General features: G+C 50.2%; 20 protein-coding genes and 1 riboswitch. Of the genes, 14 read left to right on the top strand and 6 right to left on the bottom strand.

Annotation, left to right across the window (positions count from 1 at the left end):
• Positions 1–10 precede the first annotated feature (10 nt).
• The 8 genes from rfbF to ABRS97_RS14130 are packed head-to-tail and all read left to right on the top strand — an operon-like array spanning position 11 to position 5,904.
• On the top strand, positions 11–778 hold the full coding sequence (gene rfbF, locus ABRS97_RS14165) for a glucose-1-phosphate cytidylyltransferase (protein ID WP_367814861.1): 768 nt from the start codon (positions 11–13) through the stop codon (positions 776–778).
• Positions 772–1,854 (top strand): CDP-glucose 4,6-dehydratase, encoded by a 1,083-nt coding sequence (gene rfbG / locus ABRS97_RS14160; RefSeq protein WP_367814898.1) that lies wholly within the window; start codon positions 772–774, stop codon positions 1,852–1,854. The genes rfbF and rfbG overlap by 7 nt, the downstream gene beginning before the upstream one ends.
• Positions 1,855–1,907: 53 nt before the next feature.
• The gene (locus ABRS97_RS14155; protein ID WP_367814859.1) at positions 1,908–3,158 is read left to right on the top strand and encodes a methyltransferase domain-containing protein; all 1,251 of its coding nucleotides are present in this window, start codon (positions 1,908–1,910) and stop codon (positions 3,156–3,158) included.
• Complete coding sequence (rfbC, locus tag ABRS97_RS14150; protein WP_367814857.1) at positions 3,158–3,697, top strand: dTDP-4-dehydrorhamnose 3,5-epimerase; 540 nt, start codon at positions 3,158–3,160, stop codon at positions 3,695–3,697. The genes ABRS97_RS14155 and rfbC overlap by 1 nt, the downstream gene beginning before the upstream one ends.
• Positions 3,698–3,708: 11 nt before the next feature.
• Positions 3,709–4,191 (top strand): acyltransferase, encoded by a 483-nt coding sequence (locus ABRS97_RS14145; protein ID WP_367814896.1) that lies wholly within the window; start codon positions 3,709–3,711, stop codon positions 4,189–4,191.
• Entirely contained in the window at positions 4,188–5,042 is an 855-nt protein-coding gene (locus tag ABRS97_RS14140) for an NAD-dependent epimerase/dehydratase family protein (RefSeq protein ID WP_367814855.1), read from the top strand. Before ABRS97_RS14145 ends, ABRS97_RS14140 begins: the two co-directional genes overlap by 4 nt.
• Positions 5,032–5,709, top strand: coding sequence for an LbetaH domain-containing protein (locus ABRS97_RS14135; RefSeq protein WP_367814854.1), 678 nt, complete (start codon positions 5,032–5,034; stop codon positions 5,707–5,709). Before ABRS97_RS14140 ends, ABRS97_RS14135 begins: the two co-directional genes overlap by 11 nt.
• Before the next feature lie 45 nt (positions 5,710–5,754).
• Positions 5,755–5,904 (top strand): hypothetical protein, encoded by a 150-nt coding sequence (locus ABRS97_RS14130; RefSeq protein WP_367814852.1) that lies wholly within the window; start codon positions 5,755–5,757, stop codon positions 5,902–5,904.
• A gap of 815 nt (positions 5,905–6,719) precedes the next feature.
• Here the strand turns inward: ABRS97_RS14130 and ABRS97_RS14125 are convergent.
• Positions 6,720–8,027 carry an aminotransferase class I/II-fold pyridoxal phosphate-dependent enzyme gene (locus tag ABRS97_RS14125; RefSeq protein ID WP_367814850.1) on the bottom strand — a complete coding sequence of 436 codons (1,308 nt, stop codon included), beginning with the start codon at positions 8,025–8,027 and terminating at the stop codon, positions 6,720–6,722.
• A 103-nt stretch (positions 8,028–8,130) separates the two neighbouring features.
• Complete coding sequence (locus tag ABRS97_RS14120) at positions 8,131–8,724, bottom strand: GNAT family N-acetyltransferase (protein ID WP_367814848.1); 594 nt, start codon at positions 8,722–8,724, stop codon at positions 8,131–8,133.
• Between the two features lie 235 nt (positions 8,725–8,959).
• Between ABRS97_RS14120 and pdxR the strand changes: the two genes are divergently transcribed.
• From pdxR to ABRS97_RS14100, 4 genes are all read left to right on the top strand, one after another.
• Positions 8,960–10,645, top strand: coding sequence for a MocR-like pyridoxine biosynthesis transcription factor PdxR (pdxR, locus tag ABRS97_RS14115; protein WP_367814846.1), 1,686 nt, complete (start codon positions 8,960–8,962; stop codon positions 10,643–10,645).
• 77 nt (positions 10,646–10,722) lie between these two features.
• Positions 10,723–12,321, top strand: coding sequence for a hypothetical protein (locus ABRS97_RS14110; RefSeq protein ID WP_367814844.1), 1,599 nt, complete (start codon positions 10,723–10,725; stop codon positions 12,319–12,321).
• A gap of 588 nt (positions 12,322–12,909) precedes the next feature.
• Positions 12,910–14,349, top strand: coding sequence for an NAD-dependent malic enzyme (locus ABRS97_RS14105; protein WP_367814842.1), 1,440 nt, complete (start codon positions 12,910–12,912; stop codon positions 14,347–14,349).
• 148 nt (positions 14,350–14,497) lie between these two features.
• Entirely contained in the window at positions 14,498–15,295 is a 798-nt protein-coding gene (locus ABRS97_RS14100) for a helix-turn-helix domain-containing protein (RefSeq protein WP_367814840.1), read from the top strand.
• Between the two features lie 439 nt (positions 15,296–15,734).
• On the opposite strand, the gene ABRS97_RS14095 is transcribed toward ABRS97_RS14100, so the two are convergent.
• The 4 genes from ABRS97_RS14095 to asd form a co-directional block, all read right to left on the bottom strand.
• Entirely contained in the window at positions 15,735–16,931 is a 1,197-nt protein-coding gene (locus ABRS97_RS14095) for an MFS transporter (protein WP_367814838.1), read from the bottom strand.
• 2 nt (positions 16,932–16,933) lie between these two features.
• Positions 16,934–17,155, bottom strand: coding sequence for a hypothetical protein (locus ABRS97_RS14090; RefSeq protein ID WP_367814836.1), 222 nt, complete (start codon positions 17,153–17,155; stop codon positions 16,934–16,936).
• A gap of 183 nt (positions 17,156–17,338) precedes the next feature.
• The gene (locus tag ABRS97_RS14085; RefSeq protein WP_367814834.1) at positions 17,339–18,601 is read right to left on the bottom strand and encodes an MFS transporter; all 1,263 of its coding nucleotides are present in this window, start codon (positions 18,599–18,601) and stop codon (positions 17,339–17,341) included.
• A 30-nt stretch (positions 18,602–18,631) separates the two neighbouring features.
• Positions 18,632–19,420, bottom strand: a complete 789-nt coding sequence (gene asd, locus ABRS97_RS14080) for an archaetidylserine decarboxylase (RefSeq protein WP_367814832.1) — start codon at positions 19,418–19,420, stop codon at positions 18,632–18,634.
• 501 nt (positions 19,421–19,921) lie between these two features.
• A riboswitch (cyclic di-GMP riboswitch) is annotated at positions 19,922–20,016 on the bottom strand.
• 130 nt (positions 20,017–20,146) lie between these two features.
• Between asd and nagZ the strand changes: the two genes are divergently transcribed.
• Positions 20,147–21,406, top strand: coding sequence for a beta-N-acetylhexosaminidase (gene nagZ, locus ABRS97_RS14075; protein WP_367814830.1), 1,260 nt, complete (start codon positions 20,147–20,149; stop codon positions 21,404–21,406).
• Between the two features lie 148 nt (positions 21,407–21,554).
• Positions 21,555–26,942, top strand: a complete 5,388-nt coding sequence (locus ABRS97_RS14070; RefSeq protein WP_367814828.1) for a WIAG-tail domain — start codon at positions 21,555–21,557, stop codon at positions 26,940–26,942.
• The last annotated feature ends 24 nt before the right edge of the window (positions 26,943–26,966 follow it).

Genomic DNA, 26,966 nt, shown 5'->3' with positions numbered 1-26,966 from the left:
GGATACCCGGATGAAAGCGGTCATTTTGGCTGGGGGAACCGGCACTAGACTAAGCGAAGAAACGGCGGCACGGCCAAAGCCGATGGTGGAGATCGGTGGGAATCCGATTTTATGGCATATTATGAAAATGTATTCGCATTACGGCATTCATGAATTCGTGATTTGTTTGGGTTACAAAGGGTACGCAATCAAAGAATATTTTGCGAATTATTTTCTCCATAGATCTGATGTCACGATTGACATCGCAGCGAATAAAATAGAGCTTCATAATAATTACAGCGAACCATGGAAGGTAACGCTTGTCGATACGGGTGAGGGAACGATGACAGGAGGCAGGCTTGCACGCATTCAATCGTTCATCGGCAACGAAACCTTCTGCTTCACCTACGGCGATGGCGTTAGCGATGTGAATATCCAGGATCTGATTTCTTTTCATCGGAAACAGGGCAAGCTAGCCACGTTGACTGCCGTTGATCCGCCTGGACGGTTCGGCGCGCTTGATCTCCATGATGACAGAGTCATTCGCTTCAAGGAAAAGCCGCAGGGAGAGGACAGCTGGATTAATGGCGGTTTTTTCGTGTTGGAGCCGGAAGTGTTTGAACTCATCGAAGAGGATGCGACGATTTGGGAGCTGGAACCGCTTGAACGTCTGGCCAATCGCGGTCAATTGGCTGGTTACCGACATCGCGGGTTTTGGCAACCTATGGATACAATGCGGGATAAGCTGCTGCTGGAGGAATGGTGGAGTTCCTCGAAGGCGCCCTGGAAGGTGTGGTAGCTGTGTCGTTCTGGTTGGGGAAAAGGGTATTGATTACTGGGCATACGGGGTTTAAAGGGAGCTGGCTATCGCTTTGGTTACAGCGGCTTGGGGCCAGTGTTACCGGCTATGCTTTGCTGCCTGCGGAGGGCCGAAGTTTATTCATGCAGGCAAGCGTGGAGGATGGGATTACATCCATTGAAGGAGATGTACGCGATTTATTTCGGTTGAACGATGCTGTGAAGCGTTGTCAGCCTGACATTATTTTTCACCTTGCGGCGCAGCCCTTAGTCCGGGTCTCGTACCAGGCACCGGTGGAGACGTTTGCTGTGAACGTTATCGGAACGGCCAACGTGCTGGAGTCAGCACGTTCTAACGATACGGTAAAGGTTGTCATTAACGTGACAAGCGACAAATGCTATGAAAACCGCGAAAGGCTATGGCCGTACCGCGAGGAAGATCGATTAGGGGGTTACGATCCGTACAGTGCGAGTAAAGCGTGTGCGGAAATCGTATCGGATGCGTACCGCAAATCCTTTTTCAGCGACTCGCTCATTGCACTTTCCACTGTTCGTTCCGGCAATGTGATTGGAGGTGGCGACTGGGCGCAGGATCGGCTTGTGCCAGACCTTATCAAAGGCCTTCTGGATGGGAAACCCCGAGCGGTGCGTGATCCGGAAGCCGTTCGGCCCTGGCAGCACGTACTTGACCCTCTGCACGGTTATCTGCTGCTCGCTGAGAAAATGTATGCCGAAGGAGGCCGATTGGCTGAAGCCTGGAACTTCGGGCCGGATACCGTTCGGCCAATGAGCGTTGGGGAAGTGGCAAGCGAGCTGCTGACATGCTGGGGGGATCGTTTTTCCCTTCTGCAAGAGGCACAGCCTGCTAAGTCCAGCAATCGGAAGGAGCCGCATGAAGCGCACTATTTGGCGTTGGACTGTTCGAAAGCGAAGTCAAGGCTTGGCTGGAAGCCGCATTTAGACACGAAAGAGGCAATTCAATGGACCGTGGATTGGTATCAGACGTATGCAGGTGGTGCAGATGTTAGAGAAATGACTTTAAGGCAGATAGAAGCCTACGAGCGTTTAGAGGTTTGAATACCATGTAGCGAGTTGGCTCGCATGATTATTAAAGGAGCTGTTTCGGTCCAATGACTAAACTGTGCCGTTGTTGTGGAGAGCTTTTGACCGTAACATTCATTGATCTCGGCTTGTCACCGCTCTCCAATCATTTCGTGAAACCGGAGGAAACGGGGCGTCCCCTCTCGTTTTATCCGCTGCACACTTATGTTTGCGGCACATGCTTCCTCGTCCAACTTGAACAAGTCGAGCTGCCGGAAAAGATCTTCGGCGAATACGCCTATTTCAGCTCGTATTCCGACAGCTGGCTGGAGCATGCGAAGTTGTATGCGGAGATGATGATGACAAAGCTTGGGTTCCACGATGTGTCACGAATGACCGAGACCCACCCGCTTGTGGTGGAAATTGCCTGTAACGACGGCTACTTATTGCAATATTTTCGAGAGTCTGACATAGATACGCTTGGTATTGAACCAGCCCGTAATGTTGCTGAAGCTGCTTCAGGCAAAGGCATTCCAGTCATAACCGAGTTTTTCGGGAGAGAGCTCGCACAGCGATTATGCATGGAAGATAAGCAAGCTGATTTGTTAATCGGCAACAATGTGCTGGCTCACGTTCCGGATCTCCACGATTTTGTAGGCGGCTTGAACATACTGCTTAAGGATAACGGCACACTGACAATGGAGTTCCCGCATTTGCTGCAGCTGATTAAATACCATCAGTTCGACACGATTTATCATGAGCACTTTTCTTATTTATCTTTGCATACCGTCCAACGGTTGATGGCTGAACATGGCTTAACGATTTTCGATGTAGAGCAGTTGCCCACACATGGCGGATCGCTGCGCATTTATGCTAAACATACGGACGATGCAACGAAAGAAATGGATCAGCGCGTTCGCTGGTTGTTGCAACTGGAAGAAGAAGCTGGTCTTCTACAGATTGTAACCTACACATCATTTACGAGCAGGATCGCTCAGATTAAAAGAAATATATGGGATTTTTTGGTGAGTCAAAAAAACAAAGGTCAGACTATCGCTGCTTACGGCGCTCCGGCAAAAGGCAACACGCTCCTTAACTATTGCGGCATCGGCAAGGAAATGATCGATTATGTCGTGGATCGTAACCCTTATAAGCAAGGGCTCCTCTTACCGGGAACGTTGATTCCAATTTATCCGCCGGAGCATCTGAGTGAAACAAAACCGGACATCGTCGTGATTATGCCGTGGAATCTCAAAGATGAAATAGCAGGGCAGCTGGCAGCTATTCGCGGCTGGGGCGGCAAATCCGCCGTATGGCTCCCAAAGATTGAGATGTGGTGATGATGATAGTTACCAAGACAGGCATCTGTGGCGCTTATCTAATCGACATCGAACCTTCTTGTGACGAGAGAGGCTTCTTCGCTCGCTCCTGGTGCAAGGAGGAATACACCATACATGGGTTAAATGCGCATGTGGCGCAGAGCGGCATCTCTTACAATAAACAAAGAGGCACGCTGCGAGGATTGCATTATCAGGAAGCTCCTTTCGAAGAAGCCAAAACAGTCCGCTGCTCAAATGGAGCCGTTTATGACGTCATCGTTGATATTAGGCCCCATTCGGACACTTATAAGATGTGGTATGGGATTGAACTTACTTCTGAGAACCATCGCATGCTGTATGTTCCTGAGGGCGTAGCCCATGGGTTTCAGACGTTAGAGGATGATACGGAAGTAACGTACTTGATGTCGCAACGATATCATGCAGCAAGCGCCAAAGGAGTTCGTTGGAATGACCCTGCCTTTGGTATCCAGTGGATACCCATGGAAACCGTCATTATCAGTGAGCGGGATCGGCAGTTTGCGCTGTGGGAGGAGGAGTAAAATTGGTGCTGATGATTTCGGAGAAAGCGCGCATATCGGCACTTGCCGACATTGAAGACTCGGTTAGAGGCTCACGTATATGGATCGAGGACGGGGTTGTGATCGATTCCTTTGTTAAAATTAAACCTGCTGGTGGCGATGGCGACGTGCAAATCGGCCGTGGCTCCTACGTCAATTCGGGTACGGTCATCTACAGCGGGAACGGAATTCAAATCGGCCGTGGTGTGCTGATCGCCGCCAATTGCACGTTAGCTCCAGTCAATCACGAATACCGGTCAAGCCGTCTGCCGATTGTTCAGCAGCGATTTATGCCGAGCAAGGGGGGCATTGTGATCGAGGACGATGTATGGATCGGGGCAGGGACCGTTATACTCGACGGCGCTTACTTGCGCCAAGGGTGTGTCGTTGGCGCGGGGTCGCTTGTTAAAGGCGAGCTGGAGCCGTATTCCATCAACGTTGGCGTCCCGACTAGAAGAATAGGGTGCCGCGAATGAATGATAATCTATCTGCCAGAACGACCGTCATCGGTGCTCAGGGCTTCATCGGGCAGCACATCGTCAAAGCTTTGGAGAGCTTTCAATTGGCGTGCTTTGCTCCGGAAAAAGGGGATTCGGCTTTGTTTCGGGAACCGTTAGGCCGAGTAATTTATTGCGCGGGAGTAACGTCTGACTTTCGGCAGCGGCCGTTTGACACGATGCGGTCTCATGTCAGCTTTCTTAGTGAATTGCTGGAGAAGGCAACATTCAACTCTTTCGTCTACGTATCCTCAACCCGTATTTACTTGGGGTGTTCACATGCAGATGAAAGGGCGACTCTGGCGGTCAATCCGCAGGATCCGGATCATTTGTTCCATCTCTCCAAGCTAGCAGGAGAAACGCTTTGCTTGCATGCTGGCAGGCCGAATGTCAAAATCGCCAGAGTGTCTAATGTATGCGGGGATGATTACAATTCCGGCAACTTTCTGTATGCGCTTCTTCGCGATGCGCTAGAGAGCGGGCGTATCGAGCTTCATACAACACTGAATTCATCCAAAGATTACATCGGTGTCGAAGATGTAGCGAAGCTGTTGATCCAAATATCAGAAGCGGGTAAATCACGGATTTACAATGTGGCAAGTGGCGTTAACACATCCAACAGGGAAATCGTGGAGTGGATTATAGAACTTACAGGATGCGAAGTAACAGTGGCAGATTCGGCCAGAACGATTATATTTCCGGAGATAGCCATTAACTTGATTCGCAATGAATTTGACTTTAAAGCCTCAGACAGTGGGGCGCTGATCCAGAAATTAGCTGAAAAATATATGAAACATGCTGGGCAAATGAAAGAAAGGAATGTGGATTAACGTGAGATTATCGCTGCCTTACAATGATTTTGCATCGTACACATTCCGGCAAATGAATCGGCTGTTCCCAGACCGGCGTTCTCTCAAGTTTACTGATTTACGTCCATCCTTTGAGCAAGCGGTCGAACGAACCGCGTACTGCTTCCGGCATGTCTCTCTGCCCGGGTATACGCTGGAAAATGAGCCTGCTCTGAATCATCTCCACTCGGATCAATACGCCGTATTTTTGTGGTTTCTGTCGAATGCTGTATGGACGCAAACGCAGCATGAAGCGGCTTCGAATAAAATATTTTACACAAATAAAACGCTGCATGGGTTTAACTGCATGTATGACACAAAGCTGCCTGATATTTTCCTGCTGCTGCATACAACAGGCACTGTCCTGGGCAAAGCCTCGTACTCGAACTATTTTGTGGCTGCCCATGGCTGTACGGTAGGCGCTCATCAAGATCGCTATCCCTTGATCGGGGAGCGGGTGGCGATGATGCCAGGTTCCTCGATCATCGGCGAATGCCGTATTGGCGACCGTGTTTCTGTAGGAATTGGGGCTACGATTTACCGTCAAGATATTCTTGATGATTCGGTTGTATATAAGGATGCGCAGGGTCAAACGAATATCAAATCTTCCTCAGCGCCATGGGCGGAAAAGGTGTTTATGACTTCATAGAAAAGCTGGCTGAAGGAAATCCTATTTTCAGAAAGGAGGAGCGGGATGGATATTGAAAATAGGGAATTACAGAAAAGCGAAACAACTGACACAGAAGCAAGCATGGAAGCGGAGAATTATTCCGATACCGATTTGATGCGCCATTACGCCAATCAGCTCAATGGAGAAATAGAAGATTCTACTTATAAAAGCTGACCGAATTTAGTACGGGCTGTTTATGTTAATAACAAATGTTTAAATCCTCTACAGAATTAGAGCGTTAGGGATAACCTTTCTAACACGCCAGAAAGTATATGTCGTCAGGTATGTGTGTGACGAGCTCGCAGAGCGGAGAGATTCCGCACGTATTGTGTGGTGCGAGCAATTGACAGGATGGACGTAGAAGATCCGGAAGTGTTACAGCGGTTTGGCGTATTGAAATACGGCCTCAATCTGCGATAGATCGTCTTTTTGCACGGGCGAGCGGAACGTGGGTGCGTTAAGAGGCGGTATTTTCGGTTGTAGCCACATTTCGCGGAACTACCGTTCGTTATGAGCAGGAAATGCTGGGTTTTCGGCACACTTTTGCTCATTTAACGCACCCTAGTTCCGCTTCAAGGGGAGAAAAGGGGCGTTACCGTGGCATAAGGCATCGTAGTTCCGTCGATATCGCTGCGCATGGGGGATTGGCGGTCCGGCAGCACCTCCTCGGTTTTCTAGCGAAGTTTGCGGAGGCGAAATCGGCGAAATGTACCCGGAATCTTACTCTTACAGGGGTGTCCATGGATAGGAATACCCGATGGAAGACAGGGTAGGAAACAGAGAAGTAGAAGGCAAAACAAAGTAGAAGAGAAGAAAAGAGAAGAAAAGAGAAGAAAAGAGAAGAAAAGAGAAAAGAAAAGAAAAGAGAATGGATATGGGGTGGAAAAGCAATAGCGGTTGGAACCCCATACCCAATTTCCTCCCTATTCTCAAACGTATGGGTGTAGAGAAGAGCCTGAGGCACAGCCTCAGGCTCTTCTTAGGTTAAATTATTTGGAGGTTACGGTTTCTATCTCTTTCACGCTTTGATAAATAAGGTTAAACAGCTCTTCAATGTTGGCTTCTTCAATACAGGAGAACGCAACACGCAGGTCCGTTTCACCAAGGGCGATGGTGCCTATACCGCATTTGTCGAGCAGATGAACACGAAGTGTTTCGGCGTCGACGGTTTTCAGCTTCAGGCACATAAAGTAACCCGAATTGAAAGGATAGTAGTCCCAAGCATCATTGAATTTGCCGCTATCGAGAACCGATTTGGTGCGGTTCGCGCGACCTTTCATGATTTCGTATTTTTCCTGTTTTTGCTGATTGAACTCAGGAGAATTCAGAGCACGCAGGACAAAGGTTTGGGATGGATGCGGGCCGCTGGAGATCGTAGCGCGGATAATCCCCATCGTTTTTTGTTCCAGTGCACTGAGCAAAGCATCGCTGTTGCCAGCATATGTGACGAAGCCAACGCGGAAGCCCCAAACGTATTCTTCCTTCGTAGCGCCGTCAACTTTAACAGCGAGCACGCGCGGGTGCAGGCCTGCCAGCTGTCCAAACAGCGACTCATGAATGGAGCCTTCAAAGAAAAGACCAAAGTAAGCGTCATCGGTCAGCACAACCACATTGATGCCTGCTTCCGCGGCTTCCAGGATTGCTGCCGCGATTTCACGGCCTTCTTGAGCGTCCGGTGTATATCCTGTCGGGTTATTCGGGAAGTTCAGGACGACGATCGCTTTGCCTTTGGATTTCTGTGCCAGAAGCGCTTCGCGAAGTCCCGCAGCATTAAACCTCATCTGTTCGTTATAGAGCGGATAGTTGACAATTTGCGCGCCGCGGCGGATTTCGAAAGTAAGCTCGTAGTTTTCCCAATTTTTATCAGGGATAATGACGGCATCGGAAGCATCAGCAAACAGGTCGGCAGCGATGCTGAGACCGTGCGTTAAGGCATTCGTTACAATCGGATTACCGATCAGCTTATCGCCGATATTCGGGTTCTCTTCAAGCATTTTTTTGCGCCATGCGGTCCGTAATTCTGGTTTTCCGGCAGGTGGTGCGTATTCGTATATATCTTTTGGCGCGTAGGTGGAAAGAGTGTCTTGGATCACCTTCAGGTGCATGGGCTGACCATTCTCGATAGCAATTCCGATCGTGGCATTGAACTTCTTGGCTTTCGCCTTCGCTTCAGCAGATTGACTGAGAATGCCCTCCTTAGGGAAGTAAATCGATTTGCCTAATGCGGAAAGCATTGCATACACGTGAGGGTTTTCACGTTCCAAGGTCTCGTTTAACTGTCGTGCCAGAGGATTCATAATTTCGGTCATTCCTTCCAATGAGCTATTCATTTTTAGGAGTTATTATACCATTATCATGGGTGTACGTCACGGCGTTGAACAAATTTTTTCGAGATGGTGATCAGACATATACTTGACTCAAAAAGCCTTCCAGCCGTTGCTTCACTTCAGGCCATTCGGAGGCGATTATACTGAACATCACCGTGTCCCGGATGTAGCCATCTTGCAGAATGCGATGTTGACGTAAGATTCCCTCCTGTACGGCGCCGAGTCGTGCAATCGCTGTTTGGGAGCGCACATTTCGAAGATCGGTTTTGAGTTGAACCCGGACGGTTCCCAAAGTTTCAAAGCAATGGCGCAGCAGCAAGTACTTACACTCTGTGTTGATGCGCGTACGCCATACGGTAGGATGGTACCAGGTGTGTCCGATTTCCAACTGCCGGTGAGCTGTTGATATTTCGAATAGCCGCGTGCTGCCGACAATACGTTCCGACCCCTTGTCATAAACGCTAAACGGGAGACCGAGCCCCGACTGCTGTTCTTCCAGTGCCTGGCGGACAAAACGTTGGACATCCTGCTTCTGGGGAAGCGGAGTCATATAGGCCCAAATAAGCGGATCATTGGCGGCTTTTGTCAATTCGGATATGTGCGATTCCTGCAGGGGCATCAGGGTTACCTGGGTGCCTTCCAATGTGAGAGGTTGTATGTTCATCATCAAATTTGCTCCTTATCGGCCAGATGGTTTTGTGTTATTTTAGCTAGCATAACGGATTGATGGTATTATAAAAAGATCCAATTTTATTTTAAATATATAGACCAATTTGGAGTTGTGTGAAGACGTTCGTGCTGCCTGTTGCGAAATGTTGCTATAATGGCGAATCGTTGTTCTGCTTTGAACAATGACAGAGCAAACAGGATAGGAAAATATGAGGGTGGCGGGGGGATCAGAAATGGACTTTCATATTCCTTACTCAACATTTAAGGCGAAATATACAACGAAATATGCGGCGCTTTATCATGCACTGCATGATGGGATTTTGCAAAATAAGCTGAAACTCCATACAAAGCTGCCTTCCAGTCGGGAGTTGGCTGGGATGTATGGCTTATCGCGGGGAACGGTCAATCAAGTATACGAGATGCTGATCGCAGAGGGATATTTGCAGGCAGATGTTGGAAAAGGAACGTTCGTCGCTTATGCCGGAGGCCAAGAGAACCGTGAGGAGATCGTTGGCAGAGAGATTACGCTCTCTATTTGGGGGACGCGGGTTTGTGAGCAGAGTGGATTGGAGCGGGGGCTTGCTGGAGGTGGGGATGAGCAGGGGGTGGAGCTAGGGCAGGAGCGAGAGCAAGGGCAAGGGCAAGGGCGAGAGCGAGAGCAAGAGCAAGAGCAAGGGCAAGGGCGAGAGCGAGGGCAAGATCAGGAGCAGGAGCGAGAGCAAGGGCGGGTGCGAGAGCGAGAGCGAGAGCGAGAGCAGGAGCAGGAGAAAGGGCAAGATCAGGAGCAGGAGCAAGTGCAAGAGCAAGAGCAAGAGCGTCAAGGAAAAATGGTGTCCTTTACGATTGGTCACCCGCAGATGGATGATTTCCCGAGGGAGCTGTGGAACCGCTGCATGTATGAGCAGGTGCGGCGAATGACAGAGTCGCCGCTAGAGGAAGCCCATGTCGCCGAGGGGCATTATGCGCTTCGCGAAGCGATCGCAAAGCACCTGAGGCGGATGCGCGGAATCGAGGCGCGCCCCGAGCGCATCGTCATCGTCAATGGGTCGATGCAGGCGATCGCGCTGCTGACCCAAGTGCTTGTGAACGAGGGCGACCCGGTTATTATGGAGCGCCCGGGCTATGGCGGTATCAGCCGCGCTGTGCTGGCGGCTGGCGGAGTCCCCGTCCCGGGAATCGTGGACGGGCAAGGTCTTGTACCGCAGCCGTGGAACGCGCGGCTGCTGTTCGTGACGCCCAGCCGCCAGTTTCCCACGGGGGCGGTACTGGGCTTGGAGCGCCGCCGCCAGCTGTTGCGCTGGGCGGCAGAGCAAGGCGCTGTCATCGTCGAAGACGATTATGACAGCGAGTTCAGGCACCGCGGGCGGCCGATTGAGCCGCTCAAGGTGCTGGACCAGGAGGGCCGAGTGGTCTACATCGGCACTTTTTCAAAAACGATGCTGCAGGACCTGCGCATCGGCTATGTCGTGCTGCCGGATGCGCTGCACGCCGCTTTTGTGGCCGCGAAGCGGCTGTTCGAGCCGCACCCTTCGGGGCTGCTCGAACAAAGATCGCTAGCCGCTTTCATGCAGAGCGGCGGCTATGAGCGACACCTGCGCCGCATGCGGCGGGTGTACGCGAGCAAGTTCTTGCTCCTGCAGGCGCTGCTGCAGGAGCGCCTCTCCACCCTCTTCGAGTGGGTGGAGAGTGACGCAGGGCTGCATGTGTTCGGCTGGTGGCGGGGGGACTCCCGCACCTACGCCGGCTATGCAGCAGCATGCCGCAAAGCCGGCGTTGTGTGGAGCAAGGCCGGGAGTTATGGCCTTCCTGCTGGGCAGGAGGGCGCATGCTTTGGGTTTGCGCATCTGACTGATGAGGAGATGCGCGACGGGGTTGCGCGTATGTGGCAAGTATGGAAAGAAAATCAGATGAAAATTTAGCGCAAGTTGTCAAAAGTTGTCGTTTTTCGTGTATAATTCTAGTTAATAGCTTATTAACTAGAATAGGAGAGTTTGCGATGATTTTTAAAAGGAATCTGTTTAGAGCAGTCTTATATCTAAGTATACTGGCGCTGATTTTAACTATCCGACCGCTTCATTCATCAGCTGCGAATTCGTGGGGGGATGAAGAGGAACCTGCAAAGAGGGTATCTGAACTCTCCATCGGAGCCAGAATTGCTTATGCCGGGAAAAACTGGAAAGTTCTTGATGCGGCAAATGGCAAATTGCTGTATTACGGTGTCAACTCCTCGTTAACGCATGCTTGGGGCGATTCTTTAGCATATACGCAGGGGGCGGATCACGCTAGCTCCATAGGCTATTATTTGAACCACGAATTTCTTGAACGCCTTGCTCAAAATGGCGGCAATACGGGCTGGATTGAAGAGAAAGACTGGGAGATTGATACGGAGAACTCTACTAAAATTTATACGGGACGAGTTGGGCTCCTGACGTTAGCGGAATATATGAATGCAGAGAACAGAGCACATATATTCAATAATGAGTATATTCCGTATTCCAACAGCTGGTACTTAATGTCCTCGAACTCTGTTACCGAAAATGTTTACTACGTAAACACGAATGGTACCATCGGCTTTGATCCGCAGATTTCATGGAGTGTGGAAAGATCCGTACGACCTGTCATTTATGTCGACCCGGCCATGTATGCTCTCTCCGATCACGACGGCGGCTATATCCTCTCGGATACAGCTCCAGAACCAGAACCTGCCCCAGAGTATCTAAACCAGGCAGAGCGGGGGTCTATTGTAAGATTTGCCGGTCACGACTGGACTTTGACGGATTCGGAAAGCAGCGAATTGCTTTTAAATGAGGGATTAGGGGTAAGGCCATGGGAAAAAAATAATGTTGGAGATGCTGTGTATCAATGGAATAGTGTCGGAGAGCTATTAACTTATAAGCAAGATGTTTCCGGGAGTTTGGCCTATTATTTAAATCATGACTTTTATAATGGTCTGGATCATAAAGAATGGATCACAACAGGAAGTTTTGACAACACGCCTTTAACGTATGAGTTTGAGGATGAAGACGAGGATGAAGGTGCGGAGTCCTATGGTTATGCGAAATATGACCCTGCATACGAAAATAATAGCCACTCTTATGTCTCAACCAAAGTCGGACTCCTGACCTATGAACGGTATAATGAATTGAAGCAACATGACATTCCTTTTAACTATTCGGAGAGTTTGATTCCCTGGTATTTAATGAACCCTACGCATGTACATGTGGGAAATTACGACTATGCTTATATAGCAGCGATTTTTGATAGAACGAAACGTATTTTCTTTTTTCCGATGTCAATTGATGTGCGGCCCGTTGTTCATTTAAAAAGTGGATTAGCCATTAGCGGAGGCTCGGGGACTGAGGACGACCCCTATCAGATCACAGATCCTGATGCAGAAAATCCGAATCCCGATGCAATCCCAGCTGATTTCCCCGCAATCGTAAAAAGCGGCACCTATACTTCGATTAACGATATTTTAACCGCATTATTGCAATATGAAAGACAAGGCAAGTCCTTGACGAAAAATCAAGTTAAAAATTTGCTCAAGCTCATTGAGCCGCATCAGGCTGCTGTTATCCCAGTGCCAATTCTATAGGTATAAAGTACATGAGGGACTGTTCGATTGTCGAGCAGTCTCTTTCTTATAGATTATAACGAGCTCGCAGAACGGAGAGATTCCGCACGCATCGTGTGGCACGAGCATTAGAGGATGGACGTAGAAGATCCGGAAGCGTCACAGCTGCTTGGATCACCCCATACCGCCTCGATCTGCGATAGATCGTCCTGCGATAGATCGTCTTTTTGCACGGGTGAGCGGAACGTAGGTGCGTTAAGAGGCAGCATTTTCGGTTGTAGGGACATTTCGCGGAACTACCGTGCGTTATGAGCAGGAAATGCTGGGCTTTAGGAGGGTTTCAGGCACATTTAACGCACCCTAGTTCCTCTTCAGGGGGAAAAAAGGTGCGTCACCGTGGAATAAGGCATCGTAGTTCCGTAGATATCGATGGGCATGGGGAATTGGCGGTCCGGCGGCACCTCCTCGGGCGCGCATTGTGTCGCCGCCGCATGGCGGATGTCACACGTTTTCTTATCCCCATTCGCATGCTCATTTTGGCAGCATTCCCTTTCTATGCTATTATCAACATGTGGTCAATTAATTTTTCCTTTAGGAGTGATCCTTGATATGGCAGGGTTGAACGGTGGAGGCACCAGTGTCATTGTGCGTTTGGAAATGCATAAAGAGCAAGTAACATTCGGTAAAATCGCTACAGCGATTGGAGATGCCGGTGGTGATATTGTCGCGATTGACGTGACGCGTGCGAGCAAAACGACAACAACACGGGATATTACTGTCAAGGTCAGTGATCCTGAGCATACGGAAGCGATTGTTTCGGCGTTAAACGGGATTCCCGGCGTGCGGCTAATCAATGTTTCGGACCAAACGTTTTTGATGCATTTGGGCGGAAAAATTGAAGTAACGCCAAAGATGCCGATTAAAAATCGGGATGATTTGTCCCGTGTATATACACCTGGAGTCGCCCGGGTTTGTATGGCCATTCATGAAGATCCACTCAAGGCGCATTCGCTTACGATCAAGCGGAATACAGTTGCTGTCGTGTCCGACGGTACCGCGGTGCTTGGACTAGGCAATATCGGGCCGGAAGCCGCGATGCCGGTCATGGAAGGAAAAGCGATGTTGTTCAAACAGATGGCAGGCGTGGATGCATTCCCTATTTGTCTGAACACGCAGGACACGGAAGAAATTATCCGCACTGTGAAGGCGATTGCGCCTGCATTCGGCGGGATTAACCTTGAGGATATTTCGTCGCCGCGATGTTTTGAAATTGAGGAACGGTTGATTGCAGAGCTCGATATTCCTGTGTTTCATGATGATCAGCATGGGACTGCGGTCGTTATCCTCGCGGGGCTGCTTAACGCGGTTAAACTCGTAGGCAAATCGCTGGAATCGTGCAAAGTGGTAATTACAGGCATCGGGGCAGCAGGCATTGCATGCACGAAAATGCTCCTCGCTGCCGGGGTGACGAATGTAATCGGTGTTGACCGGCAAGGCGCGATTGTCCAAGGAGAAAGCTACACGAACCCGGCATGGGAATGGTATGCGGCCAATACGAATCCATTTCTGCAAAAGGGCAAGCTGGGTGATGTCATCGTTGGCGCGGACATTTTTATCGGACTTTCCGGGCCAGGTGTCTTAAAAGTGGATGATGTAAAGAGCATGGCCGCCGATCCGATCGTATTTGCGATGGCGAATCCGACTCCGGAGATCACGCCGGAGGAAGCGGAGCCTTATGTCCGGGTGATGGCAACGGGGCGTTCGGATTATCCGAATCAGATTAATAATGTTTTGTGCTTCCCGGGCATATTTCGAGGCGTCCTGGATTGCCGTGCTTCTCGCATTACGCAAGAAATGAAGCTGGCTGCTGCCAAAGCGATTGCCTCTGTCGTTAGTAGCGATGAACTCAATGAATACTACATCATTCCGAGTGTCTTCAATCACTCCGTCGTCGAGAAGGTTCGCGAGGCTGTTATGGAAGCCGCTTATGAAACAGGCGTTGCAAGACGCAGAAGCCCACGCGAGCTTCAGGATACACAGCAGGATTAAGATAAGAAATGAATCTTAAACATCAAGCAACTCAGTCGCATCCATGGGATGGAGAGCCGGGTTGCTTGCTTCTTTTTTACTCGGATATATTGAACTTGTTTGCTCATTCCTGTAATAATAAAGAGATGACATAGATGAGGTGAGCGCGATGTTGAACTTATCTCCGGAACGGTTCGGTTTGCTGCCAGCCTTTGCCAAGATTACGTGTGAGCCTGGCTGGAAATGGGCGAAGCGGGATCATCCGATGAGCAATTATGATTTGTTTTATGTATGGAGCGGCGAAGGGGAAGTGTGGCTGGATGATACGCCTTACGACGTACAGAGCGGAAGCTGTTTCTTGTTTCGTCCAGGCCATCATACAAGTGCTACCCATAATCCGCAGAAGCCACTTGTGCTCACGTATATTCATTTTGCGCTTTCCGATGAAGCGCATCCGGGTTTGCTGCCGGTTCCTTACCGGGTGGTCGGGGACAAGCTTTCTTTTGAAGCGCTGCTGGTGAGTTATGTACGGCTGCGGTTATCCGGCCTTTTCGGTGCGGCCGAGGAAGCCAGGCTGCTGCTCAAGCAGTTGATGATTCATCTTCTGCGGGAGGAGCGGGAGGAAGAACGTGAAGTTCGCCAAGATGGCGGTCACCGGCTTTCGGAGACGATTCGCGAGATTGCGAATTACGTGCGCCAGCATGCCGCCAAACCCCATACGATGGAGGAGCTGGCAGGTCGCGCGAACTTGTCTCCGCGCTATTTCTCGCTGAAGTTCAAGGAATTCATTGGACAATCGGTGCAGTCTTATATCATTCGCGCGCGGATTGAACGCGCTGAGCATTTGCTGCAGTACGCGGGGATGAGCGTAACGGAGGTCGCGGATGCGCTCGGGTATCGGGATGTGTTCTTCTTCAGCCGCCAGTTTAAACAATACACAGGTAAAAATCCTTCGACGTTCAAGTAACGGCGAAGGGTTTTTGTGATCTGCTTGAGACAGAAAAGCAGCGATAACTCGCGCCGCTCCCTTGAGGAGCGCCGATAACGCTGAAAAACAAATATGGGGGTTTATTCACATGTCTGTGATTCCGTTCAAGTCCAATGGTAAAATGGTAATTGGTAAAACTTATGAATATTTTAGGCGTAATGGAATTAAATGGGTTTAGGCTTATGTTAAGAAGAAAAGAATATTTAAGAAAATAATCTATGTTACACATCTAAACAAGGCGAGTATTGGATTCTGAATAGAAATGATTTTGAAGATACCGTCGTAGAATAACGGGCACGATAGTACAATCACAAAAGGCTGCCGCGGGAAAGATCGGCAGCCTCGCTCCGCTGGCAGGAATGTTAAAAAAGGAGAAAACCGCTAATCATTTTCGACAGCTCGTTCGTCTCTAATAAATTCAAATTACGCGTTCTTCCGTAGCATCGTAGACCAACTGTGGATTGGACTTGGTCCCTATTCGCAGTGAATAAAGTGCAGTTAAGCAGGCAACAAGTACACTTATCGCACCGGCCCAGCCAACATATATCACTGATAAACTATTCACAATCGCCCCTCCGACGGCAGCTCCGGCAGCCATGCCGGCCTGCAGAATGGAAGTATTAAGGCTAAGTACAATTTCTGAAGCCCCAGGTGCCAAGGTAATCAAACGAAATTGCTGCACGGGAGCCGTCGCCCAAGCGGAGGCGGACCACAGCATCATGATCGTCAGAACTAAGGCAAGCGGTGGTTGCACAAAAGCAAATAGTACCAAAACGAGAACATGAAGCAAAAGACTCGTGATCAGCGTAGTTGGTGCTCCCCATTTATCAGCGCCGTACCCCCCTATTCGAGAGCCTATCAAACTGAAGATCCCAAATGCGAATAACCCGGCGCTAACCCATGCTGGGTCCATGTGAGCATGTGTAAGCAGGTAGGGGGATATATACGTATAAACGATCGAATACCCCATAATCCAGAAAAAGGTGACCAGCAGTGCGCTGCTAACTCTCCGATCTTTAAGTACAGACAACTGTATGCTTAACGGAGTGGCTTTTTGCCCGTCCAGCCTAGGAATCCACTTGGAGATCCCGAGCATAATCATAATGCCGCCTATACCGATGCCGATAAACAAATCGTGCCAGTCGAAAAAATTCGCTATCACCCTTCCGAGTGGGACGCCGATAACTAGCGACGAACTGAACCCCATAATGATGGATGCAATGGCACTACCTCTTTTTTCCGGTGGCGCTAGGTGAGATGCGAGAGTTAAGGCGGCCACCGTAAAGACGCCCGAACAAACAGCTAAGATAACGCGTGACACCAGCAGGACTCCGACCCTATGGTCCAAGGCGGGCAAAAAGTTACCGACAGCAAAGACCAAAAGCGTAATCATTAACAATGTTTTCCGTTCGATTCGCGAAGTGGCTGCAACCAATAAGGGGGTACCGAATGCAAATACAAGTGAGAAAACGGTAACCAGTTGTCCTGCGGCGGACAATGTGATTTTCAAATCGTTCGCGATGACTTCCAGAATGCCGGCAATGACGAACTCCGATGTCCCGGCCAAAAAGCCTCCAAATGCAAGCAAATAAATTTTCCAAACATAATTATTCATCTCTAATTACCTCTTTTCGCCTTATGTTGCGTCATGGCAAATAATGCCCAGACTATACCTCGTGTTCCCGAATGGATCGTACTGACGCCATGCTGCTGCTCCACCAGCAGAAACTCGCCCCCCGTATAATCCAGCCCTCTTTGATTTAAGGCGAGTCCAATATTCCATCGCTTTGGCCATTCTCGTTCGTTGAACGTATTCAACCGATTTCCAATTGGCTCCATTTGATCACCTCCCGCCACAGTATAACCCTGCCGATGGCAATTTGTACGCATTTGCGAATGTAATAGCAAGATTCCGAAATCAGCGTACCTTTTTTTTACACGCAAAAGAACCGTCAGAATGTTTCCCTGACGGTTCTTTTGCGTGTAAAGGTCTGTATCAGAATCGTTCATTAACGAGCAGATCTACGCATTGCTTTCTTCCGCCCACTTCTTCAGCTTACGATCCGAAGGGAGCAAGAAGGTGAGCAGACCCAGCAAAGGAAGGAATGCGCACAATTCCATCACACGGGTCGTGCCGATGACATCGCATAGATTCCCAAGCACGACGCTGCCGATACCGCCCAACCCGAAGGCGAGCCCGGTTATGAGGCCGGATACCGTGCCTACTTTGCCCGGGAACAGCATCTGAGCGTAAACGACAGTGACGGAGAAGCTGGATAAGAGAACGACTCCAATGATGACGAGAAGGATGTAAGCCCAGGTGAAATTCACATGCGGCAGCAGCAGTGCGAAAGGCGCTGATCCCAGCATCGAAAAAAAGATCACGTTTCTGCGGCCGAAGCGGTCAGCTAGCGGACCGCCGAAAAAGGTGCCAACCGCGCCGGCAGCCAGAAAGAGGAAGATGAAATCCTGTGCGCTGTCGATCGATAAGCCGTATTTGTCCTGTAAAAAGAAGGCGAAATATCCGCTCATCGCGGCTCCGTACCAAGATCTGACGAAGACCAGGAAAATGAGCATAGAAATCGCGAACAGCAATTGTTTGCGGCGCTGCGGGTTGATTGCGCGCTGTATGCTTGCCTTGGCTCTCACAGGCGTTGTTTGCAGGACGCCTTTGTACCATTTCGCGATATACAATTGGACCAAGATGGCTAACGCGGCAACGCCTGTGAACCAAATGGAGCCAAAGAGCCCAAGCGGGATGAAGATCCATTTGGTCATAATCGGGGCGAGCGATTGGCCGGCGTTGCCGCCGACTTGGAAAATCGATTGCGCAAGCCCTTTGCGTCCGCCCGCCGCCATATGCGAGACGCGCGACCCTTCAGGATGGAAGGCGGCAGACCCGAGGCCCACGAAGCATACGGACAGCAGAACGACCCAGTACGTTGGGGCGAAGGCAAGCAGCAGCATCCCGATTAAGGTGGAGAACATTCCGATTGGCAGTATGTACGGCGACGGTTTGCGGTCCGTATATAAACCAACCACAGGCTGCATAATGGATGCCGTAAAGTTAATGGCGAACTGCACCCAGCCGACTTGCGTGTAGCTGAGCCCCATTTCACTTTTCAGAATAGGAAAAATAGCGGGAATGACCGATTGGATCGAATCATTGAGCAAATGGACAAGGCTAATGGCAAAAAGAATACGGTAAACGGTCGGCTTGATATCTCCGGTTCCTTGCAAACCGTGTGAGCTAGGTTTCGGAGATGTGGTAGATGTCGTAGCCATGGAACTCTCCCTCCGGGAGCTCGGTCTCTCTTATTTTTCTGTAAAACTGCCGAGTTCTTCTCCCATTTTCACTTTGGAGCCTAGCTGCAAGTCTGAGCGCGGCATAAACATCTCATCCTCAAAAAGCAGGACAACGGTCGAGCCAAATTCAAAGTAAGCCAGCTCTTGCCCGCGTTCCAGATGGTTCGGTAATGGGGTAACGTACTGGATGCTGCTTACATTCAGCGCTCCGACTTTGACAACGGCAACTTCACCGGCTTCATGCTGCATGAACGTAATTAACCGTTCGTTGCGGCTAAGCACTCTGCGCATATGACGAAGCCCGAATTCGTTCACGGGGTACACTTTCCCAGGAACGTGTTCTTTTTCCAAGACATCGCCTGTGATCGGTGAATGTATGCGGTGATAGTCGGTAGGACTTAAATACAAGACGAAATAGAATCCATTCTTATAATTAACGGTGCGAGGCGAACGGTTGAGCAATTCGTCGATCGTATAGTCCTGTCCTTTGACATTTAAAATCAATCCGTCTTTAATATCGCCGATGCCAGTAATGGCTGCGTCAACAGGGCTAACGACGCGGCTGATATCCTCATGAATCGGACGTAAGCCCGGCTTAAGCCGGCGGGTAAAAAAGTCGTTCAAGGACGCGTAATCCTTGATATGTTTCTCCGCATCCTCGATGCGTATGCCGTAGGATTTAGCAAAACGGGAAATAAAAAGACGGCTTGCTCTGGATTTCGCAAAAGCGCCCGTCAACTGCGATACCCACTTCCGTGAAGACAGTTCGGTTAGCAATCGAAAAAACGGTTTGGACATAGGTAAGTAACTCCTGTTCATACACTCATGGGTTTTTTATGAAAGACTTTGATCTACTTCGCTAATCTTGCCACAGAAAGATAAAAGAATCAATTGTCGATTGGGGCAGGGGATGGACGCGAACGAAAGAAAAAAACAGCCTAGCGGCTGTTTAGGAGAAAATTTTCTAATTAGACTTATATTCCCCGCATCTATGGCAGGCGGCGAGGTTGACGGAGATCGGAACTTGGGACCCGGCGAACTTGGTACATTGAACAGGTGTTCTCGAAGCTGGCTCGGAAATACTCGTACAGTGCTTACAGCGAGCGATTTGCTCAAGAGCGGCGATCAAGGGCAGTGAATGGTTCAGAACGGAGATCAAGCTTTCATTCTGACGCGGCCGTACATCTGTGAATAGCCTGGACATAGGTTTTCTCATAGACGGACCTCTTTTCCTGTTCATGAATGTGGGCCGAACCAAGCAAAAAAGCCGCCCTAAGCAGGCGACTATTCGCAACTGATTAGGGTAACCCGGCTATCCTAGCGCGTTCGTCAACAGCGCCGTAGACCCGCGGTTTTGCGTACCCGACTTTCGAACGGGGTTGCTTTTTTCCAAATGAAAACGCTTTATTCTTGCAAACTATCATATCATATCTATCCCTGAGCTGTCATTAGGAGGATGTCGTATTTTCCATCCACAAACCGTCAATGCTTATCTTATCGAATGGAATGAGGAAGGTGAAAGCCATGCGCCGATTTGCGCACATATTGACCAAGTGGAGTTTATGGAGCAGCGTTAGTATGTTGCTGTTAACGGGATGTTTTGGCGGAGCAGCCAGCAGCCGATCTTCACTTCAGGCATCGGAGCGGCCAACCTCGCCAATTGCTGCTTCTGCTCCTGCAGCGGATGCCATCCAAGCTAAACTTCAGGCAATGTCTGCTGAAGAGAAGATCGGTCAGCTCATCTTCGCAGGCATTGACGGGACAGACATGAACCTGCATACACGTGAGCTGATTGAAACCTATCATGTTGGCGGCATTATTTTGTACAAAAGCAATGTGAAAAACACGATTCAGCTCGCCTCGCTGGCAGATGGGTTGAAACATACGAATATAGGGAACAAACTTCCACTATGGCTAGGCGTCGATGAAGAAGGGGGCAAAGTAACGCGTCTTCCTGATGATATCGAGAAAACACCGTCGAACAAAGAGATCGGTAGGATGGGCAGCACGGAATTTGCTTACGGTGTAGGTTCTATGCTGGGGAAAGAGTTGAGCGCCTACGGACTAAACGTTGATTTCGCCCCCGTGCTGGATATTAACAGCAATCCGAAAAACCCCGTCATTGGGGAGCGTTCTTATGGTGCGAACGCTTCGATCGTGAGCAGGATGGGAATTCAGACGATGAAAGGGCTGCGAGACCAGCATGTGATGCCGGTTGTGAAGCATTTCCCCGGTCATGGCGATACATCGGTTGATTCGCATGTCGGGCTTCCGATTGTGCAGCATGATGTAACCCGGCTGCGCAAGCTGGAACTGGTTCCTTTCGCGGAAGCGATCAAGAATCAGGCGGAAGCCGTGATGGTGGCTCATATTTTGCTGCCGACAGTAGATGCCCAGCATCCGTCCTCGATGTCGAAGAAGATCATGACGGATTTGCTGCGGCAGGAGATGGGGTTTCAGGGATTGATCATCACCGACGACATGACGATGGGAGCTATCACCACGCATAACGAGCTTGGTGAAGCGTCGGTTACAGCCGTGCTTGCCGGAGCGGACGTCGTGCTGGTCGGTCATGATTATGACAAAGCCGTAACCGTCATTGGGGCGCTTCGGAAAGCTGTCCAAGACAAGCGGATACCGATGGATACAATTGACCAAAGCGTGGAACGTATTATGCAGCTGAAGATGAAATACCAATTAAAGGATGATGCTGTCCCCGCACCTGATAGCGAATTGTTGAATGATGCCGTGCGGCGGCTCGTCCATACATATCTTCATAAATAAACGAGCAAGTACCACGAGTCAGTTAGTCAGGATAGGAAATCGACCATTTTATCTAGGTGAGCGCACATTTTCAAGGGCTAACGTACATCTCCCTCCAAGCGTGAATATATTGCAAATGACTAATTCGTGGAGAATAGGAGAGGAGCCTATGACTAAGCGTAAGAGCAGTAGGTCTTATATGCAAAAGGTGAGCACCAAAACGAATGAGCTGAGATGGCTCGATGAGAGTGATCCTACACCTGCCTCAGCTAATCAGGAAAAAACGGAGACATTCTCGCAGCCGAAAGGAACAAGCAATTCCCTTCCATCAGAGACGATTCAGTCAGGTAAACCCGTTCAGCGCATTAATGTTTTAAATACAGCGACACCCGCTCCGCCGCTTCTGCTGTTATCGGAGCGTAAAACCGGTAAATTCGTCAACCCTGTTGTATATACCGACGATATTGTAGAAGAAGCGGTCACCTCGGAAAAGATTGCCAATCGTTCGGTGGATGAAAGTAAAATTAAACCGATGAGTATCGGTTCCAGGGCGATTAAGGACTACGCCATCGAACAATCCAAGCTGGCTCCGGCCAGTGTAACTGGAGACAAGATCGCGATCAATGCCATACATGACGAGCATATTGCGTCGCAGAGCATTTCTGGTGACAAAATACAAGATCACTCTATCACGGGAAGCAAGCTGCTCATTAACAGCATAACCTCTGAGAAGCTAGCTGATCAGACGATCGATTCTTCTAAATTAGCTGACGGCTCCATTCTCTCGCAGCATTTATCTGAAATGGTGATCACCAGCGAGCTTATCGACAATCAGGCGATTACTTCCGATAAAATCCATAGCGGCGCGGTGCAAGCGAAGCATCTATCCAATTATAGTATCGATACCGCTAAATTAACGGATGCATCCGTCACCTCGGATAAAATTAAGGATCAGGCTGTGACGGAAGGAAAAATCGCCAATGCCAGTATTGCCTCGGTGCATATCCAAGCGGAAAGTGTAGGCAATGAACATTTGGCAGATGGAAGTGTGCAAAGCCGAAACATTGCGCCAAACCAAATAGTAGCGGCACACCTAGCTGGCAGCACAGTGGAGAGTTTTCATGTGCAGGACGAGGCGATAACGACGGCCAAGTTGGCACCGCAAGCTGTACATGAGGATCAGTTGGCCAATCAAGCGGTAACAAGTCAGAAAATTGCTTCGCTATCCATTGCGCCGAGACACCTGCAGCAAGCTTCTATTCAAAATGAACATATCGCGAATGGCGCAATTACCAGTCAACACATTGCTGCGCATACGATTAACTCCGAACATATTGTAGATGGCGCTATTTATACGGCTCTTCTTCAAGACGAATCGATTACTTCTGCTAAATTAGCAGGAAACATTGTAGAAAGTAAGCATATTAACAAGCATGCGATCCAGACTCCGCATCTTGCAGATGGGATCATTTCAAGTGCCAAGCTCCAGGACGGATTGATTACTTCGGTCAAATTAGCTGAAAATATCATCGAGGAAAAACACATTCGCCTCGGAGCAATTGAGAACGCGCACCTTGCTGACAACATCATCTCTACTTCAAAGCTTCTAGATGAATCCATAACGACAACTAAATTAAGTGAAAGCATTATCGAGGAAAGACATATTCGTCAAGGAGCCATTCAGAATTGGCATCTTGCAGACAATATCATCTCGACCTCGAAGCTTCAGGATGAATCCATAACTTCGACTAAATTGGCTGAAAGCGCCATTAAGACGCGGCATATTGAGCAGGAAGCGATCCAAAATGCGCATCTTTCCGACGGCGCTATATCCAGCGCAAAGCTTGAAGCGGGGGCTGTCACGAATCTGAATTTAGCGGACGGGAGTGTCGACACGCCGAAGCTGAAGGAAGAAAGTGTCACTTCAGATAAAATCGCACCTGATGCGATCACAATGGCGCATTTGCAAGAAGGCATTGTTGGAAGCAGCCACTTATTGGAAGGAGCGGTTTCAGGATCGCATATTTCTCTGGGGGCTATACAAACAGAACATCTTCAAAATGGTGTTGTTACCGGAGAAAAACTGGGAACGGGTGTTATCCGTTCTGAACATGTGGCAGACCGTGCTATCGGGGAGGAGCAGATTGATTGGTCTGCGGTTCATCGCGAACACATTGCTGAGGAAGCGATTACGACTAAACACATGCAGGACCAGACGATCACGACGAGTAAAATCGCCGAAGAAGCTGTGACCAGCTCTAAAATTGCCTCGATGACAGTCGAAAGCCGTCATCTTCAAGAGAGCATTATTGATAGCGTTCATATAAAGCCGGGCGTGATTACTTCAGATCACTTGGCTCAAGGCTCGATCACACTTGGCATTTTCGCCGACCGCAGCTTGGAAGGCAGCAAACTCGTAGAACGATCCATTACAGCAGAGACGATCGCCCAAGGAGCGGTAACGGAAGAGAAGCTGGCAAACGGAGCTGTCGGAACGCATCACCTGCAAGCTGGATCGGTGTCTGCCTGGATTCTTCAGAATCATTCGGTCACGACAGGGAAATTAGATGCTGATGCCGTCACAGAGGCTAAATTGGCTGATGCCAGTGTTACAAGCCGCAAAATATCAGGGAAAGCTGTAAACAGCGAACATATCGCTGATGGAGCGATTACAGCGGCAAAGTTAGCTAACGAAAGTATTCACGGCAGCAAGCTGGTTGCAGGGGCGTTCAGTGCGCGTCACTTGGCCGATGGCGCTGTCACGGGTTCGAAACTGGCAGCACGTACGGTAAGCAGCGAGAACCTTGCGGATGGTGCCGTGAATAGTGAGAAATTAGCGAAGGACAGCATAGATGGAACAAAGCTGAAAGCGGGCATAATCACGAGCGATCATCTAGCTGTAGGCAGCGTGAATGGCGATAAGCTGGCGCAGGGCGCTGTGAGCAGCGACCACCTTGCTTCTGGAGCTGTAGACAACGATAAGCTTGCTGTGAATGCGGTGGATGGCAGCAAGCTTTCAATTGGTGCGGTAAGCAATTATCATCTGGCCGATAGCTCCGTCTATGGGGCGAAGTTAGCGACGGGCAGTGTGGATGGCACGAAGTTGACTGCAGGCGCAGTCAGTAATGAGCATCTCACTGACAGTGCGGTAACGGGAGCAAAGTTATCCACAGGCAGTGTAGATGGCAGCAAGCTTGCCGTTAACGCAGTCAGCCGTGAACATTTGACAGACAGTGCGGTGGACGGAACGAAGTTGGCTGAAGGCGCTGTGAGCGGGGGACATCTAGCCCCGGGAGCGGTAGACGGTCATAAGCTTGCAGAGAGCAGCGTGGATAGCAGCAAGTTGGCACATGGTTCTGTTACGAGTGACCATATTATAGACGGTGCGGTTAACGGCGGGAAGCTGGCAAGGGGAAGCATTGACAGCAGCAAGCTGGTGACGGGCTCTGTAAACAGCGATCATATTGCTATCGGTGCCATCAATGGAGCGAAGTTGGCACCAGGCAGTGTAGATAGCAGTAAACTTGTCGAAGGTGCGGTTACCAGTGAGCATCTGGCTGCGGGTGCCGTCACTAGCGAGAAATTAGCATCCGGCAGCGTAGATGGCAGTAAACTTGTGGCTGGCGCGATTAGCAGCTTTCATCTCGCAGATAGTGTCGTCGATAGCTCGAAACTAGCAGCAGGCAGCGTGGATGGCACCAAGCTGACACATGGCTCGGTAGGCAACGGCCATCTCGTAGACGGTGCGGTAGATGGAGCGAAGCTTGCTGCAGGCAGTGTGGATGGCAGCAAGCTTACAGCTGGTGCGGTGAGCGGCGATCACCTCGCGGATGGCACGTTGTTCGGTGCAAAACTGGCTGCAGGCAGCATTGACGGCACCAAGCTGGCGTCGGGAGCTATAAGCAGTTATCATTTGTCGGCTGGCAGTGTGGATAGCAGTAAGTTGATATTTGGCGCTGTGATTAGTGATCATCTCGCTGAGAGTGCAGTGGTTGGGCCGAAGCTGGCGGCTGGCAGTGTAAATGGCAGCAAATTGACTGCCGGAGCCGTGAGTACCGACCATTTGACTGACGGTGCAGTGAATAGCTCGAAGCTGGCCGAAGGCAGCGTGGACGGCACCAAGCTGACCGCGGGAGCTGTGAACAGCGCTCACTTGGCAGACGGTGCTGTGGACGGTGCGAAGCTTGCCGCAGGCAGTGTGGATAGCAGCAAGCTGACAGTCGGGTCTGTGGGCAGCATTCATCTTGTCGACGGTGCCGTGAATGGAGCGAAACTGGCCGTAGACAGCGTGGATGGCAGCAGGCTGGCACCCGGGGCTGTAGACAAAGCTCATCTTGTCGACGGAGCTGTGGGCGGAGCGAAACTGGCGGTAGGCAGTGTAGACGGAAGTAAGCTGAGTGCAGGGGCTGTGTCCAGTAAGCATCTCGCCGACGGGGCCGTAGAAGGAGTGAAGTTGGCGCCAGGCAGTGTTGATGGCAGCAAACTGGCAAGAGGATCAGTAAGCAGCAGCCATCTCGCAGATAGCGCTGTAGAGGGATCCAAGCTGGCCGAAGGCAGTGTGGACGGAACTAAGCTGGCGGAAGGAGCGGTAAGCAGAGATCACCTCGCCGATGGGTCTGTGGAAGGAGCCAAACTGGCCGATGGCAGCGTAGACGGCAGCAAGCTGGCTGCAGGCAGTGTAGACGGCCGTAAATTGGCGCCAGGATCGGTAAGCAGTGAACATCTAGCTGAAGGTGCGCTGTTCGGCACGAAGCTCGCACCAGGCAGTGTGGATGGCAGTAAACTGGTGTTTGGGGCTATTGGCAGCTATCATCTTGCGGCGAATAGTGTGGACGGCAACAGGTTGATGGAGGGAGCGGTGAACACCGGCCATTTGGTCGACGGGGCCGTGGATGGAGCGAAGCTGGCCGAAGGCAGCGTGGACGGCAGCAAGCTGACGGCGGGAGCTGTGAGCAGCGGTCACTTGGCCGAAGGCGCTGTGGATGGTACGAAGCTTGCAGCAAGCAGTATCGATGGCAGCAAACTTTCGCCGGGCTCAATCTCCAGCATCCATGTGGCTGACAGTGCGCTGTTTGGCTCGAAGCTGGCAGCTGCCAGTATTGATGGGAGCAAGCTGGCGCCTGGCATCATCAGCAGCTATCATATCGCAGATGGGGCCGTGGATGGAGCGAAGCTGGTGTCCGGCAGCATTCACGGAACGAAGCTGAGCTCAGGAAGCGTGGGCAATGAGCACGTGGTAGACGGAGCGCTCACGCTGACGAAGTTAGCCGGCAATGTTCTTCAAACCACCTCGTCGCAAAAGAATGCGCTGCAGCAGTTCGGGCTTTCGCCTTTTGAAATGAAAATCCAGGATGAAAGCATCGAAGTTACGCTGATCTTCGAAGAGAAATTTGCGGATGAATGTTACGTGTTAACGGCAATGACGAATCATCCTGCCTGCTATGTGTCTATAAAACACAAATCAGTCGATTCCGCGTTGATCTCGGTTGTACGTGCGAAGTACTCGCAGGATCAGCAAGGCATTGTAAACTGGATTGCCATTGGTCATAAAAATTAAAAAGTGCTTCGCTTGGATATAGAA

The sequence above is a fragment of the Paenibacillus tabacirhizosphaerae genome, from assembly GCF_040812395.1.
Taxonomy (GTDB): Bacteria; Bacillota; Bacilli; order Paenibacillales; family NBRC-103111; genus Paenibacillus_E.
This window is presented reverse-complemented; position numbering and strand designations above follow the sequence as displayed.

Bases quoted from the DNA above. Each gene is read 5' to 3' on its own strand.
- rfbF (WP_367814861.1), top strand. From the start codon at position 11: ATGAAAGCGGTCATTTTGGCTGGGGGAACCGGCACTAGACTAAGCGAA.
- ABRS97_RS14155 (WP_367814859.1), top strand. From the start codon at position 1,908: ATGACTAAACTGTGCCGTTGTTGTGGAGAGCTTTTGACCGTAACATTC.
- rfbC (WP_367814857.1), top strand. From the start codon at position 3,158: ATGATGATAGTTACCAAGACAGGCATCTGTGGCGCTTATCTAATCGAC.
- ABRS97_RS14145 (WP_367814896.1), top strand. From the start codon at position 3,709: ATGATTTCGGAGAAAGCGCGCATATCGGCACTTGCCGACATTGAAGAC.
- ABRS97_RS14140 (WP_367814855.1), top strand. From the start codon at position 4,188: ATGAATGATAATCTATCTGCCAGAACGACCGTCATCGGTGCTCAGGGC.
- ABRS97_RS14135 (WP_367814854.1), top strand. From the start codon at position 5,032: ATGTGGATTAACGTGAGATTATCGCTGCCTTACAATGATTTTGCATCG.
- ABRS97_RS14130 (WP_367814852.1), top strand. From the start codon at position 5,755: ATGGATATTGAAAATAGGGAATTACAGAAAAGCGAAACAACTGACACA.
- ABRS97_RS14125 (WP_367814850.1), bottom strand. From the start codon at position 8,027: ATGAATCCTCTGGCACGACAGTTAAACGAGACCTTGGAACGTGAAAAC.
- ABRS97_RS14120 (WP_367814848.1), bottom strand. From the start codon at position 8,724: ATGATGAACATACAACCTCTCACATTGGAAGGCACCCAGGTAACCCTG.
- pdxR (WP_367814846.1), top strand. From the start codon at position 8,960: ATGGACTTTCATATTCCTTACTCAACATTTAAGGCGAAATATACAACG.
- ABRS97_RS14110 (WP_367814844.1), top strand. From the start codon at position 10,723: ATGATTTTTAAAAGGAATCTGTTTAGAGCAGTCTTATATCTAAGTATA.
- ABRS97_RS14105 (WP_367814842.1), top strand. From the start codon at position 12,910: ATGGCAGGGTTGAACGGTGGAGGCACCAGTGTCATTGTGCGTTTGGAA.
- ABRS97_RS14100 (WP_367814840.1), top strand. From the start codon at position 14,498: ATGTTGAACTTATCTCCGGAACGGTTCGGTTTGCTGCCAGCCTTTGCC.
- ABRS97_RS14095 (WP_367814838.1), bottom strand. From the start codon at position 16,931: ATGAATAATTATGTTTGGAAAATTTATTTGCTTGCATTTGGAGGCTTT.
- ABRS97_RS14090 (WP_367814836.1), bottom strand. From the start codon at position 17,155: ATGGAGCCAATTGGAAATCGGTTGAATACGTTCAACGAACGAGAATGG.
- ABRS97_RS14085 (WP_367814834.1), bottom strand. From the start codon at position 18,601: ATGGCTACGACATCTACCACATCTCCGAAACCTAGCTCACACGGTTTG.
- asd (WP_367814832.1), bottom strand. From the start codon at position 19,420: ATGTCCAAACCGTTTTTTCGATTGCTAACCGAACTGTCTTCACGGAAG.
- nagZ (WP_367814830.1), top strand. From the start codon at position 20,147: ATGCGCCGATTTGCGCACATATTGACCAAGTGGAGTTTATGGAGCAGC.
- ABRS97_RS14070 (WP_367814828.1), top strand. From the start codon at position 21,555: ATGACTAAGCGTAAGAGCAGTAGGTCTTATATGCAAAAGGTGAGCACC.